This window comes from Streptomyces davaonensis JCM 4913 (genome assembly GCF_000349325.1).
Classification (GTDB): Bacteria; Actinomycetota; Actinomycetes; order Streptomycetales; family Streptomycetaceae; genus Streptomyces; species Streptomyces davaonensis.
Window position 1 is genome coordinate 562,067 of the sequence record NC_020504.1, and the last position, 12,773, is coordinate 574,839.

Annotated in this window: 14 protein-coding genes; 4 read left to right on the forward strand and 10 right to left on the reverse strand. The window is 68.9% G+C overall.

The features are described from left to right. Positions 1 to 8: 8 nt before the first annotated feature. Both BN159_RS02525 and BN159_RS02530 read right to left on the reverse strand, forming a co-directional pair. On the reverse strand, positions 9 to 1,553 hold the full coding sequence (locus tag BN159_RS02525; RefSeq protein ID WP_051113457.1) for a fused MFS/spermidine synthase: 1,545 nt from the start codon (positions 1,551 to 1,553) through the stop codon (positions 9 to 11). Between the two features lie 51 nt (positions 1,554 to 1,604). Continuing rightward, positions 1,605 to 2,333: a hypothetical protein gene (locus tag BN159_RS02530; RefSeq protein WP_015655318.1), complete on the reverse strand. Its 729-nt coding sequence runs from the start codon at positions 2,331 to 2,333 to the stop codon at positions 1,605 to 1,607. Positions 2,334 to 2,448: 115 nt separating this feature from the next. Here BN159_RS02530 and BN159_RS02535 point away from each other — a divergent pair, with 115 nt between their 5' ends. Next, positions 2,449 to 2,772, forward strand: a complete 324-nt coding sequence (locus tag BN159_RS02535) for a hypothetical protein (RefSeq protein ID WP_015655319.1) — start codon at positions 2,449 to 2,451, stop codon at positions 2,770 to 2,772. A gap of 24 nt (positions 2,773 to 2,796) precedes the next feature. On the opposite strand, the gene BN159_RS02540 is transcribed toward BN159_RS02535, so the two are convergent. The 3 genes from BN159_RS02540 to BN159_RS02550 form a co-directional block, all read right to left on the reverse strand. After that, a complete protein-coding gene (locus tag BN159_RS02540; protein WP_078598739.1) occupies positions 2,797 to 3,870 on the reverse strand; it encodes an MFS transporter in 1,074 nt (357 codons plus the stop codon). A gap of 25 nt (positions 3,871 to 3,895) precedes the next feature. Then, the gene (locus tag BN159_RS02545; RefSeq protein ID WP_015655013.1) at positions 3,896 to 5,557 is read right to left on the reverse strand and encodes an IS1182 family transposase; all 1,662 of its coding nucleotides are present in this window, start codon (positions 5,555 to 5,557) and stop codon (positions 3,896 to 3,898) included. Positions 5,558 to 5,663: 106 nt separating this feature from the next. Beyond that, positions 5,664 to 6,986, reverse strand: coding sequence for an RNA-guided endonuclease InsQ/TnpB family protein (locus BN159_RS02550; protein ID WP_041818754.1), 1,323 nt, complete (start codon positions 6,984 to 6,986; stop codon positions 5,664 to 5,666). Between the two features lie 22 nt (positions 6,987 to 7,008). Here BN159_RS02550 and tnpA point away from each other — a divergent pair, with 22 nt between their 5' ends. Next, positions 7,009 to 7,437, forward strand: a complete 429-nt coding sequence (gene tnpA, locus BN159_RS02555) for an IS200/IS605 family transposase (RefSeq protein ID WP_015655322.1) — start codon at positions 7,009 to 7,011, stop codon at positions 7,435 to 7,437. 102 nt (positions 7,438 to 7,539) lie between these two features. On the opposite strand, the gene BN159_RS43565 is transcribed toward tnpA, so the two are convergent. Genes BN159_RS43565 through BN159_RS46870 form a run of 3 tightly spaced genes read right to left on the reverse strand, consistent with a single transcriptional unit; the run spans position 7,540 to position 8,306 of the window. Further along, a complete protein-coding gene (locus tag BN159_RS43565; protein WP_015655323.1) occupies positions 7,540 to 7,683 on the reverse strand; it encodes an MFS transporter in 144 nt (47 codons plus the stop codon). Next, positions 7,680 to 7,997 (reverse strand): MmyB family transcriptional regulator, encoded by a 318-nt coding sequence (locus BN159_RS46865; RefSeq protein WP_015655324.1) that lies wholly within the window; start codon positions 7,995 to 7,997, stop codon positions 7,680 to 7,682. The genes BN159_RS43565 and BN159_RS46865 overlap by 4 nt, the downstream gene beginning before the upstream one ends. A gap of 6 nt (positions 7,998 to 8,003) precedes the next feature. Further along, positions 8,004 to 8,306, reverse strand: a complete 303-nt coding sequence (locus tag BN159_RS46870) for a helix-turn-helix domain-containing protein (protein ID WP_015655325.1) — start codon at positions 8,304 to 8,306, stop codon at positions 8,004 to 8,006. Positions 8,307 to 8,503: 197 nt separating this feature from the next. Between BN159_RS46870 and BN159_RS02570 the strand changes: the two genes are divergently transcribed. Next, positions 8,504 to 9,331: an SDR family NAD(P)-dependent oxidoreductase gene (locus BN159_RS02570; protein WP_015655326.1), complete on the forward strand. Its 828-nt coding sequence runs from the start codon at positions 8,504 to 8,506 to the stop codon at positions 9,329 to 9,331. A 148-nt stretch (positions 9,332 to 9,479) separates the two neighbouring features. Continuing rightward, positions 9,480 to 10,976 carry a S1 RNA-binding domain-containing protein gene (locus tag BN159_RS02575; RefSeq protein ID WP_015655327.1) on the forward strand — a complete coding sequence of 499 codons (1,497 nt, stop codon included), beginning with the start codon at positions 9,480 to 9,482 and terminating at the stop codon, positions 10,974 to 10,976. An 18-nt stretch (positions 10,977 to 10,994) separates the two neighbouring features. On the opposite strand, the gene BN159_RS02580 is transcribed toward BN159_RS02575, so the two are convergent. Beyond that, positions 10,995 to 11,543, reverse strand: coding sequence for a GNAT family N-acetyltransferase (locus tag BN159_RS02580; protein WP_041818758.1), 549 nt, complete (start codon positions 11,541 to 11,543; stop codon positions 10,995 to 10,997). Between the two features lie 96 nt (positions 11,544 to 11,639). Next, positions 11,640 to 12,737 carry a MerR family transcriptional regulator gene (locus BN159_RS02585; RefSeq protein ID WP_015655329.1) on the reverse strand — a complete coding sequence of 366 codons (1,098 nt, stop codon included), beginning with the start codon at positions 12,735 to 12,737 and terminating at the stop codon, positions 11,640 to 11,642. Positions 12,738 to 12,773: the final 36 nt, after the last annotated feature.

The following is a 12,773-nucleotide window of genomic DNA, read 5'->3' on the forward strand; positions in this document are numbered from 1 at the left end:
CTCGCCTGTCACTGGCCGCTCTGTGGGCTGTAGGGCTGGAGGAGCTGGTCGACGGGTGCGTAGTCGTCAGTGAGGAGTTGGGTGTCGCCGAGCCAGGAGGTGAGGTCGTCGCCGGTGGCGATCTTCCAGCCGGTCTTGCGGGTGTCCAGCGAGTCCTGGGTCGCGGAGAGGTCGACGGGGCGGTTGGAGGCGAGCACGACCAGGTTGCCGCCCTTGGGGGTGGCGGTCGGGGCGAGGCCGATGTCGGTGGGTTCGCCGAGGAGGGCGACGTGCTCGAAAGTCTCGCTGAGGGTGGCTACTTCGGCGCGGGCGAAGGCCAGTTCACCGTGATCGATGAGGTTGGCGACGTACAGGCCGTCCTCGTTGAGCACCCGCCGTATGTCCGTCATCGCTTCCCTCGTGGTGAGGTGCCACGGCACGCTGACGCCCCCGAAGGCGTCGCCGACGACGAGGTCGCGGCTGTCGGTGTCCAGTCGTCGCAGGCCGAGCCTGCCGTCCTCGGTGCGTACGTCGATGTCGGCTTGTGCTGTCAGCCCGAGTCGGTCGCGGTTGATGCGTACGACGCCGCTGTCGATCTCGGAGACCAGGCTGGTTGTCCCGGGCCGCGTGGCCGCGAGGTAGCGGGGGAACGTGAGCCCGCCGCCGCCCAAGTGGTAGGCGGCAAGCGGCTCGCCGTCGGGAAACGCCGCGTCTACGACCGATGCGATGGCGCGCACGTAGGCGAACTTCAGGAAGGTCGGGTCGTCGATGTCGACGTAGGAGTGCCGCACGCCGTCCAGGAGGAGGGTGCGGCCGCTCTCCCGGTCGGGGTCCGTGACAACTCTTGCGCAGTGGTATCTGGTCTCGGTGTCGCAGCCACCGGGGGCGACCGTGGTGGCGAGGCCGCCTGCGACGATCACGAGGGTCAGGGCCGGGATGCCGATCCAGCCGCGGGTTCGCCACTCGACCAGCGCCGAGCCGGCCACCAGCAGGACCCCGAGACCGATCAGGATGCTGCTGACCGGGAACCGCGCCACCAGCACGAAGCCGGTGAGGACGGTGCCGACGATGGCGCCGAGGGTGCTGACTCCGGACAGCCGGCCGACCACCGTTCCGGTCTCGGCGAGGCTGGTCAGACGCAACTTGGTCACGATCGGCGTCACCGCGGACAGCAGCGCGCCCGGTACGAGGATGGTCAGCGCCGCGATGAGGAAGAGCAGCGCCGGCGCCCACTCCGCCGTGCTGCGCAGTACGACGGGGGTCAGGGCCACGACCGCTCCGGACAGCCCCAGCGAGGGGCCGAGAAGCCGGCGTGGACTGACCTGGTCGGCGATGCGCCCGCCCATCCAGGAACCGGCGGCGATCGCGGTGAGGGCGATGCCGATCACCATGGTGCTGGTCTCCAGGGTGAGACCGAGGTAGGGAGCCAGCAGTCGTAAGGAGACGATCTCGACCACGAGGACCGCGGCGGAGGCGGCGAACACGAGCGCGACAGCCGTACGGGAACCCAGGCCGTTTTCGCGAGGCCTGTCCCCGGCAACGGGCGACGAAGACAATCCGGTCACACACGGCATCTTTCCATGCGGCCCATCCGCACACGGGAGTTGCGTGACCGGGGTGTGCAGTCAGTTGACGCGGGACGGCCTGGCGAGGGTGAGAGCCGTCCAACGTCGCAGTTCCTCTTCGTGGTTGCCGGTCTCCGTGGCCTGCGCGACGGCCGCGGTGTCCTCGGGTGAGGGCGGCTCGCCGTTGCGGAAGAGGAGAGTCAGCGGCCAGGCGGGGGTGCTGGGCCGATCCCCGTCGAAGGCGTGCCAGACCCAGGCCCCGTCGAACCGCCAAGCCCTGCCGTCCTGGTCACCGATCTCGTCCCCAACGTGAAGGAAGGCATAGGGGCGGAAGAGCAACTCGATACTGATGGGTTCGCCGCCCACCGGATCGAGCGCGTACCCCTGGTCCTCGAGGTCGGGATCGTGGGACTCGCCCTGCTTGAGAGCTTCGAGGTAGCAAGCGGGGCGCGGCAGCAGGCCAGTGACCATGGGTGGGTCGAAGTGGTGGACGGACGTGACGTGCACGATGGTTGGCTCCATTCCCACCTGGCAGGTGTCGCCCGGTTTCAGGGTGATCTCCGCCGGCCTGGTGCGGAAGTAGGAGCGGTCCCACTCGTACGAGTCGGGTGTGGGCAGCGCGTGGTCCCCGTTCCAACCAAAGCCCTGCGCCTGCGGATCCACCTCGTTCCACGGCCAGCGTACGGCGACGTAGGAGCCGCAGACCGAGGTCACCGTCGTCTCGGTGAAGGGACATTCCAGCCTCAGCACATCGCCGGGCCTGAACTCGTCGCCGCCGCTGTCACCCATCGCGCCCTCCTCCAAATCCTCCTGCGCATCCGGAGCGATCATCACAGACGGCGACGGCTCCGGATCGTGGTGGGCACGCCTTGTCCGGCCGCCGGCGCACGCATACGCTCGGAGCATGATCTGTCGTGTGTGGCGGGGCTGGACCACGAACGAGAACGCCGATGCCTACGAGCGCATCGTCCGGGGGCAGGTCATTCCCGGGATCGAGGCGCGGCACATCCCGGGCTTTGTGTCGATCGACCTGGTCCGGCGTGAGCGGGAGAGCGACGTCGAGTTCATGACCCTGATGTGGTTCGACACGCTCGACTCCGTGCGGGCGTTCATGGGCGAGGACTACGAGACGGCGCATGTACCGGCGGCCGCGCAGGCAGTGCTCTCGGACTTTGACAAGCAGTCAGTGCACTACGAGGTGCTCGATCGTCGTGAGCAGCCCAAGTAAGCCCGAGTAGGCGCCTCGGATCGCTCAATCCCCGCTGTCTGCGGCGAGAACGGAAGGCGCGCTCGGCAGCCGGTGGCGGACGAAGAGCGTGGTGGGAACGGCGACGATCACCAGGGCGATGCCGCCCACCAGCAGACCCCGGTGGACCGCGTCCGTGAACGCTTGCGGCACTGCCTCCGCGACCGTCCGGGCGAGGGACGGGGGCAGCCCGGTTCCGCCGCCTCCCTGCGACGCCCCGGCCACGATCCGCTCGGCGTCCGAGCCCGTGGTCCCGGCGTCGACGAGGCGGTCGCGCAGGTTGTCGGGGAAGCGGGTGGTGACGATGGTGCCCAGCACACTGGGGCCCAGGACGTTACCGAGCTGGCGGGCCATGTTGATGGCCGAGGCGGCCATGCCGGCCTGGAGCGGGGGAACGCTGCTGACCGCTGCCGCGGACGAGGGGGCGACCAGCAGTCCGCCGCCGATACCGGCCAGGAGCAGGCCGGGCCACATGGCGCCGTATCCGTCGAACGGGCCCACCGAGAGGAGGGCGAGCGCACCGGCGCCCATGACCAAGAGGCCCGCGGTGAGGACCGCGGCGAATCCGAAGCGGCGCACCAGACGCGGCGCGAGCGCGCTGACGGCGACGAAGGTGACGAACAGGGCCAGCATCCGTATGCCGACCTCAAGGGTGCTGTTCTGGCGGACGCGTTGCATGTAGAGCACGCTCAGCAGTGCCACGCCGACGAATCCGAACATGGCCGCCGCGGCCACGCCCATGACCGCGCTGAACGAGGCGCTGCGGAAGAGGCGCAGGTCGAGCATCGGGTCCTCGTGGCGCAGTTCCACCCACACGAAGAGGCCTGCCGAGAGGGCGAAGACCACGTACGCCGTGACGATCGGAGCGTCGGTGTAGCCGCTCGCGCCGCCCTGGATGATCGCGTAGGTCGCCGAGGCGAGGGCCACCGTGCCCAGCAGTACGCCCGCGGGGTCCAGCCTGCGTGAGGGGTGCTTGCTCTCGTGCACGAACACGGGCGCCAGTGCGGCCGCGAGGGCGCCGCCGATGAGGAGGTTGGTGAGTTGAAGTGCTCTCCCTCGTAAACGACTCCGTTGGGAAATCGACGAAGCGGGCTCCTGGGGTCGGTTATGCCGCGAGGGTGAGTCGTGCGAGGTGGGGGACGCGGGTGGTGCCGAGTGGGGTGTCGTTCAGCCAGGCGTCGACGCGGGTGAGGTTGAGGGCGGTGGCGGAGAGGATGTTCGCGAGGTGGGTTTTGCTCTGGCCTCGGTAGGGGGTGCGTCGCAGGTGGGTGCGGCGGACGGCCTGGGAAATGGTGCCCTCCACCCCGGCTCGCACGTCGTAGCGTTCTTTCCATGCCTCGGTCTGCTGCTCAGCGCGTCGTTCTTCGAGGATCTGCTGCTGCTCGCGGGGCAGCAGGGTCAGGCTGCGGCCCCATTTGCCGTTGGCTGCCTTGGTGCACCTCGGTCTCAGCGGGCAAGGATCGCAGTCGGCGAGCGCGAAGTGCACCCGGACGAGCGGGGTCCCGCTGGCCTTGCGCTGCTGGGACCAGCTGACGCTGGAGGCTCCCTGGGGGCAGGTGACCTTCCGAGCGTCCCAGTCCGTGGTGAAGGCGGCCTGGGTCAGGTGTGGTGCCTGCGGGTCACGTTCGTTGTGGTGGGTATCTGCGCCGACGGGTCCGACCAGGTCGATGCCGTGGTCCTCACGTGCGGCCAGGATGTGGGCGGCGGTGACGTATCCGGCGTCCACCACATGCTCGCGCGGCCCAAGCCCGCGTCCGGCCAGGCGCTGGTGGATTGTTGTGGTGACCTCGGTGTCGTTGACGGTGGCGTTGGTGGTCTCCACGTTCGTGATCAGGTGCGGTGTGGTTGGCTCGCAGGTCTCGCTCAGGTGGACCTTGTATCCGCACCAGCCCGCCCCGCGCTTGATGCCGTAGTGGGCGTCGGTGTCATACGGCGAGGACAGCCTGTCTCTGGCCGGCGGGAGGTCCTTGCCCTCCCGCCAGCGCACCCCCTGCCCGTCCCGGTGATACTGCTCTGCCCAGGCCCGGCGCAGGACACGGACTGCGGGGACCTCACCCAGCCAGGCCAGAGCGGTCGGCCCATCAATGGCGTCCAGGAGAGCGAACCCGTCCCGGCCGACCCGCTCGGCCCATTCCCGGCGGACGTTCTCCCCCTTCGGGAAACGGTAGTTGTCGACCTTGTTCCCATATCGCTCCACCCACGCGGAGCTGATCAACGGCGCCAGCCAGTCCGGGGCTGCCGCGGCCAGCGCCTCCAGCGCCGCCCGAAGCGTCTCGCCGACGAACTCCATCCGGTTCAGCGTGCGCACCGCGGCCAGCACATGAGTGGAGTCGGTCCGCTGCCGACCGCCGGCCCTCAGCAGCGCGGCCTGTGAGAGCCGGGCCAGCATCGCCTCCAGGACCCGCTCTTCCAGCCCGTGCATGATCAGACGGGAGCGGAAATCCCCCAGGACGGTGAAGTCGAACCCCGGATCATCCAGCTCCAGCCCCAGCAAAAACTTCCAGTCCATTCTGGCCCGCACCTGGTCAGCGGCCTGCCGGTCGGACAGACCCTCGGCATACTGCAGCACCGACACCAGAGCCAGAGCTCCCGGCGAGATCGCGGGCCGGCCTCGGTCGGGGAAGGCGGCGGCGAAATCTTCATCCGTGAACAGCACACCGAGCGCCTCACGAATCCGGATGGCCAAGGTCCCCTTCGGGAACGAGGCCCGCACCACCCGAGCCGTCAGCTCAGGCACCCCGTCATCCGACCGCGACTCCAACGACATCCCGCCCCCATCCCGCCAACGACCATAGCCATCAACAAGACGAACGACACGGCCCCGCCCGAATCACGACTTTCCCAACGGAGTCGTAAACGAGGGAGATTCCTGCCTACCTTGCGGTGGCGGGCTTGACGCCACGGGGACGCCTGACGACTGCCCTCCCGGCAGCCGGGATGAGCGCGTGGCCCATCCGGTACAGGTGCAGGATGTTCCGGGCCGCGTTCCAGTCAGCGTTGCCGGACCATCCGCAGTCGGGGTTTTTGCACACGAACGGGGCCTGGTCCTCCCGGCTGCCCGGTGTGGTGGAACCACAGGCCGAGCAGCGCAGGGAGGTGCCGGGGGCGGGGACCTTGTGCAGGGTGCCGCCGTGGCGGGCGGTCTTGTACGTCAGCATCGTCACGGTGCGGCCCCATGCCTCCTGGCTGATGGAGCGGTTCAGGCCGGACTTCTGCGCGACGTTCCTGCCGGGTTCCTCGATGGTGCCCCTGGCGGACTTGACCATGTTCTTGATGTTGAGCTGTTCGACCACGACGGTGCCGTACCGCCTGGCAATGTTGGTGGTGGTCTTGTGCTGCCAGTCAACGGCGCGGCGCGTGGCTGTTGCGCGGAGCTGCTTGATCTGGTCGTAGGTGTGCCGCAGGCGGCGGGAGGTATTCTCCCCGCGCCCCCGGTGCTGCTTGCGCTGGGCGGCGCGTTGTTCCAGGCCAAGCAGTTTGGCCTTCTCCTGCGGGTTCAGCCACTTGTCCCGGTCGGCCCTCCCGTCGGGGAGGCGGGGCGGGCGTCCGTGGTCCTGGTGGTCTCCGTCGGAGAGGGCGAGGGGCAGGCTCACCCCGGCATCAATGCCGACCTCGGTTCCTTGGTGAGGCTCGGGCCTGGCTTCGAGGGTCTGGACGCGGAAGGCGATGTGCCAGCCGAGTGCGTCCTTGGCCAGTCGCGCCCCGGTGATCCGGTCTTCCTTGTCGGCATGCTTGCCCACGGGGAGGTCCTTGGTCCAGCGGAACCGGACCCGTCCGATCTTGGGGATGTTGGCCATTCCCCAGCGGCGGTGCACGCGGGTGATGTTCAGGTCCCGGCCCTGCGGGATGTCCACGGACATCACCGTGCGGATGCGGGCCTTGAAGTTCGGCGCGTCGGCGCGGCCGTCCCAGCAGTTCTTCCATGCCTGGAAGTACGTCTTCAGTACCGCTTGCGCGGCCTGGGCGGGGAGGACGGCGAGCCAGTCGATCTCACCTCGGGCCTGGCGGATCGCCGTGTCCGCTGTGGCCAGGGAACGCTTGTCCTTGGGCTGCATCGTCCACCAGTCGTGCAGCAGGTTCCACAGGGTGCGGGCCGCGTGCGCCTGCTCGTCCATGAGCCGGATCTGCGCAGGGGTCAGCGTGAGTCGGGCACGATGCCCGAACTTTCGCTTCTCTCCTGCACGTTCCGTGGTCACTCGATCACGATACCATTGGCTTATGTCACCACGGTGGAATCCGAATCCCGATGTACGCACTGGTCGTCACGTCGTCTACAACCTGCATGTCCACTTGGTGTTTGTCACCAAGTACCGACGCAAGGCCATGACGGACGCCATGCTGACCAGGTGCGAGGAGATCATGCGGGATGTCTGCCAGGACTTCGAGGCCGAGCTGAAGCAGTTCAACGGCGAAGAGGACCACGTGCACCTCCTGGTGCACTATCCGCCGAAGGTCCAGCTCTCCAGGCTGGTCAACTCCCTCAAGGGCGTCTCCTCCCGCTACCTGCGCAAGGAGTACGACGCGCACGTCCGCCGGTACCTGTGGGGCGGACATTTCTGGTCCGGCTCGTACTTCGCCGGAAGCTGCGGCGGGGCACCGCTGACCGTCGTACGCCACTACATCGAGAACCAGCAGCGCCCCGTGTGACCTGGCTGAGGCCAACAGCGCAGATCCGTGCCCAAAGCCCAGGTCAGAGCAGTATCGAGATGCACCTCACCTCCCCCGTGACCGGGGGAGCACTGCGCAAGATCAAAGGTAGACGGAGTGCCAGGTGAAGTGCTCCAGCAGTACGCCGGCGATGAGCGGTCCGGCGGCGAGTCCCAGCCCCGAGCAGGCCGCCCAGGCGCTGATCGCCGTCGTACGTTCGTGCGGATCGGTGAACGTGGTGCTCACGATGTGGACAACTCGCCCACGAGCTCAGCCGTGCGCGTGTCGTCGGGGTGCCGGGCGGCATCCATGCGCAGCGTCCCGACGAACACGGACGCGACGTGTTCCCAGCTGTCCGCGAAGAGCGACCGGGCGGCCTCGTCGAGCATGATCCACCGTACGGTGTTCCGCTCCCTCGTGGGCATCGCGTCGAAGTCGGCGAGCAGGAGCCGGGCCATGCGGTTGGCCGTCAGGATGTCGGTGCGGCGGCCCAGCACGAATGCCGGTGTGTCGCCGAGGCGGGCGATCAGGGCGTGGATTCCGGGGCGTACCTTCTGCACAGCCCTTCAGGTGCGACGGCGGGTGGAGGCCGCCGGTCGGCGTGCGACCGCGTGCAGGTAGACGCGCTCCGCGTCATCCAGCTCCAAGGCGTTCGCCAGCGCGTCGAGCACCGACTCCGACGGGGTGATCGGCCGGCCCTGCTCCAGCCGCGTGTAGTAGTCCACGCTGACGCCCGCCAGTGCCGCCAGCTCCTCCCGGCGCAGTCCGGGCACCCGGCGCGTGGACGCGTCGTGGATGCCGAGCCGTTCGGGGTCGACCGCCGCGCGCCTGGCGCGCAGGAAGTCGCTGAGCCCTTCGTTCCGCTCCATGTCCCCATGGTCGCGCTCATCGCCGGACGCTCAAAGGTCCTGGGTGGCCCTGCGCGTCCCAGGATCGACATGGCCTGCTCCGCGGCCCGCAACGGGGTCTGCGGGAGGTTGGCTGAGGTCGAGACGAGACGCCACCCGGCTGTCTCGGCGAAACCGTCCGTGCATCGTCCGCACGGCTCAGCCCAGGAGTATTCGCCATGCCCTCCACCTGGCTCATCACCGGTGCGACCTCCGGCTTCGGCCGCCTCGTCACCGAACGCGCTCTCGCCACCGACGCCCATATCATCGCCGTCGGCCGGCGCCGGGACCGGCTCGTCGAGCTGGTACGGCAGGCCCCGACGGGGCAGCTCACCACGGTGGAACTGGACCTGACGGCCCCGGACGCGGAGGCCGTCCTCGCAGATGTCGTACGGGCGGCGGGCGGTCTGGACGTGCTGATCAACAACGCGGGATACGGCCTGTTCGGGTCCGTCGAGCAGATCGGTGCCGACGAGGCACGCGCCGTCTTCGACACCAATGTGCTCGCCAACCTCACCGTCCTGCGCGCCGCGCTCCCCGCGCTGCGCGCCTCCCAGGGTCGCGTGGTGCAGACCTCCTCGTTGATCGGCCAGTTCGCGTGGCCGTCCTCCGGCCTGTACGCCGCGTCCAAGGGCGCCGTGGAACTCATCAGCGAGGCCCTGTCCCACGAACTGGCGCCCACCGGCGTCAAGGTCACCATCCTCGAACCCGGCACCTTCGCCACCGAGTTCGCCGCCAACCTCAAGGTGATCCTCCCGAGCGACGCCTACGCGTCCACCGTGGGCAAGTTCCTCCATGACTTCTCCCAGCTGCCGCCCGAGGCTTTCGGCGACCCCAACACGGTGGCCGACGCGATCATGACGGTCACGGCCCTGCCGAATCCCCCACTGCGCCTGGCTGTCGGCGCCGACGCGGTCGAGCACATCCGCGCCTCGCTCCGGTCACGGCTGGCGGAGTTGGACCGCTGGGAGTCACTGTCGCTCGCACCCGCGCAGCAGACGGTCTGATGCATGGGCGTGGAACGTCCGCGGTCCCGTGCGTTCCACGCCCGTCTGCCCGGTCCGCCGCACCGCCCCGGTAGCCTCGTAGGCCGAAAGCGGGTCGGGCGGTGTCACCCCGGCCCAACTCGTCCAGCTCACGAGATCAGGGAGCCGTGTGCCGCCGTTCGTCTACCGGATCACCAAGTACGACCCCGCGGATCGCGACGAGCACGGCCACTACATCGGTGCCGAGGAGTCGACGAGCGACCACGGGCCGGTGGAGTCGGCCTACTTGCAGGCTGTCGCGGCCTTCGCGGCGGCTGCGGGCATCGACCGCCTCGCCGTTCGCGAGCCGCAGATCACCGGCATCCCCCACTTCGGTCTGGAGCCCGCCTTGGAGGGCCACGGCCTGGACGGCCTCTTCCCGCCCGATCTCAGCGGATTCCACGACGGCGCGGAGATTCCCCTCTCCACCGCTCTGGAGCTGGTGCGGGCCATGCTCCGCGACCACGGTGTGTGGTGCCGTCTGGAAGTCGAGGACCGGTTCGCCGTGCACGTCGGGTGGGACCAGTACGTCTACGTCAGGAGCGACGAGCCCTGCGAGAGCGCCCTTGCACGCACCCGTGCACTCGGGCTCTTCCCGGAACGGCTGGAAGCATCGCCCTACGAACCGGACTTGGATGAGCCCGGCGTACAGCGACCCGCCGACGAGGACTTCTGGGCCCGCTTGCACTGGTCCGTCGTGACGGGCGAGGCAGCCATCTTGGAGGAGGGGTACGTCGACAACGGCTCCCGCTGGCACCGCCTCACGGAGCGCACCCTCGACGCGGTACGCGCCGGGCTCACCCCGCGAGCCATGTTGACGGTCTGGCCGGATCTGTCCGCCGACGTGGAGGCCGTTCTCGCCGCGCTCCCTGACGAAGGCTTGGTCGAACTCGTCTGGGAGGACGGGGACGGGGTGATCACCAGCACGATCGCCGACGAAACCGAGTACGCCGCACTGGCCGCCCAGGTGGCGGGCGCTCGGGCCGCTGCCGCCCTGCCCCTGGATGTCGACTCACGTCACCCTCTGTTCACCGCTGTGCTGCCCGACGGTGACGGCGTCCTACGGGCCCGGTGGAGGACCGAGCAGACGCCCGGCGACCGGCGTTGGGCCTTTCTCAAAACCCTCCGGCGAGGGCAGATCGTCACCGGCACGGTCGAGGAGATCGCCCACTTCGGCGTCACGTTCGTGGACATCGGCGGTTTCTCGGCGATGATCAACATTCCGGAGCTGTCCTGGAGGCACATCAACCACCCTTCCGACGTCGTGACCGTCGGACAGGAGATCTCGGCCGAGATCCTCGACGTCGACATGATGAGAGAGCGTGTGCCGCTGTCGTTGAAGGCACTGCACCCGGATCCGATGCAGCAGTTCACCGAGCGGATCGGCCACGTCGTGACCGGCGTCGTGACCAAACTCGCCCCGATCGGCGCCTTCGTTCGTATCGAAGACCGAACCGACGGCTTCGAAGGGCTCGTCCGCAACGCCGAGTTGTCCGAGGAGGCCGTTGCCGACCCCGAGGACGTGGTCCAGGTCGGCGACCCCCTCGTCGTGAAGATTCTCGACGTCGATCCCACCCGACGACGCATCACACTCTCCCACCGGCAGGCTCTCGCACACGGCCGGTGAGGGGCGGCGGACACGCCACTATGCGCCGGGGTCGCGGAGGCCGACTGCGTCGTGGCGCCAGAACGGCTCTGCGTAGACCAGTGTCCCTGTCATCCATGGCTCGTACTCCGGGAGTCTCAGGGCCTGGAAGGCGCCGTCCGGAATGCGCAGGGATGGCTTTCGGAAGCCCTGGGCGTCGCCGGGCGCGAAGCCGAAGCGGGAGTAGTAGCGCGGATCGCCTTCCAGGAAGACCAGGGGGACGGCCCGCTCAGCGAGGCTCTTCAGCCCGTGTCGGACCAGGGCCGAGCCGATACCGCGCTGGTGACGCTCGGGTATGACGGCCAACGGGCTGAGCACATGCACCTCGACCAGTCGCCGAGGGGCATCGAGCAGACTGCGGGTGAACATGACGTGCCCGACGATCTGTCCGTCGAGCTCAGCGACCAGTGAGAGACCGTCCGCGGGCGTGATCGTGCCCCGCAGGGCATCGACCAGGTCGGCCACGACAAGGCCGTGGTCACCGAACGCGCGCAGGTGGATGTCCCGCACAGACTCTCTGTCGCCCGGAAGTTCTTCGCGAAGTTCCATGACCGGAGAGTAGGGATCTGTCCCAGTCACCCGCACACGGTTTTGCAGCCCAGGGACGCGCGGTGAGCGACACTACGGATCGCGACCAGCGTCCCTTCAAGATATGAGCAGGCGCAGGCCGAGATCTGCCACGTCGAGGTCCGCGAGGTCGCCGTTGCGGTCGGCCCACCGGCCGGAGTCGAGGTCGTCGCTGAGGCTTCGCACCGCCCGCTGCTCGGCCTCCGGCCCGACCCTCGTCCACACCGACATCGCACGGCGCACATGATCCTCCAGGTACGCCCCCGGTCGGCGCCAGTACGCCTCGAACAGACCGTCAGCGCAGTCCCAGGGGACGGGTACCGGCTCAGCGCGCGCGCCGATTGCGTCGGCCATCCCACCGAGCGAGGGAAATCCTTCGAGGACGGCGGCGAACTCGGGCAGGTAGTCGCGGGTGAGCCAGAACCGGTCCTGCCATCCGGGCTCATCGGTGTCGAACGTGAGCACCACCACGCGGCGGGCCACGCGCCTCATCTCGCGCAGCCCCGTTATCGGGTCCCCCCAGTGGTGAACGGTGGAGACGGCCATCGCGACGTCGAAGGAGTGGTCCTCGAACGGCAGGCTCTCCGCGGCGGCGGCCACGCACGGCGCCGAGCCGGCAGGCCGCTGTCCCCGCATGACCGCCGAGGGCTCCACCGCGGTCACATCGCGATCGGCAGGCTCGTAGGAGCCGGTGCCGGCCCCGACGTTCAGCACCGTCTGCGCGTCCCCGAGCGCGTCCAGGATCTGCGCGGCGATCCGCGGCTCGGTGCGCCGTGTCGCGGTGTATGCGCCGCCGATCGCGTCGTACAACCGTGCACCGAGCATCTCCAGTTGCTCCTCCGGTGTCACCTTCCGTCCCTTCGCCCGTGCCTGAAGCTCTCTGTCGATGGCCGCCACCATCGCGTCAGCACGATCACGCCGCTCCAGCACCAGGCCGCGCAGTCGGCGCAGGTGCGCGACCGCGTCGGTGGACGAGTCGCCGACCAGTTCCGCAATCTCCCGGAGACCGAAGCCCAGACGCCGGTAGGCCAGCACCTCCCTGAGCCGCTCCACGTCGTCCGCCGAGTAGGCCCGGTACCCGGCCGCGGTCCGCGCCGACGGACGCACCAGCCCGATCTCGTCATAGTGATGCAGCGTGCGCACGCTCACGTCGGCCAGCTCGGCCACGCGTCCCACGGTCCAGTGATCCTCCACGGCATCGACTATGCAGCC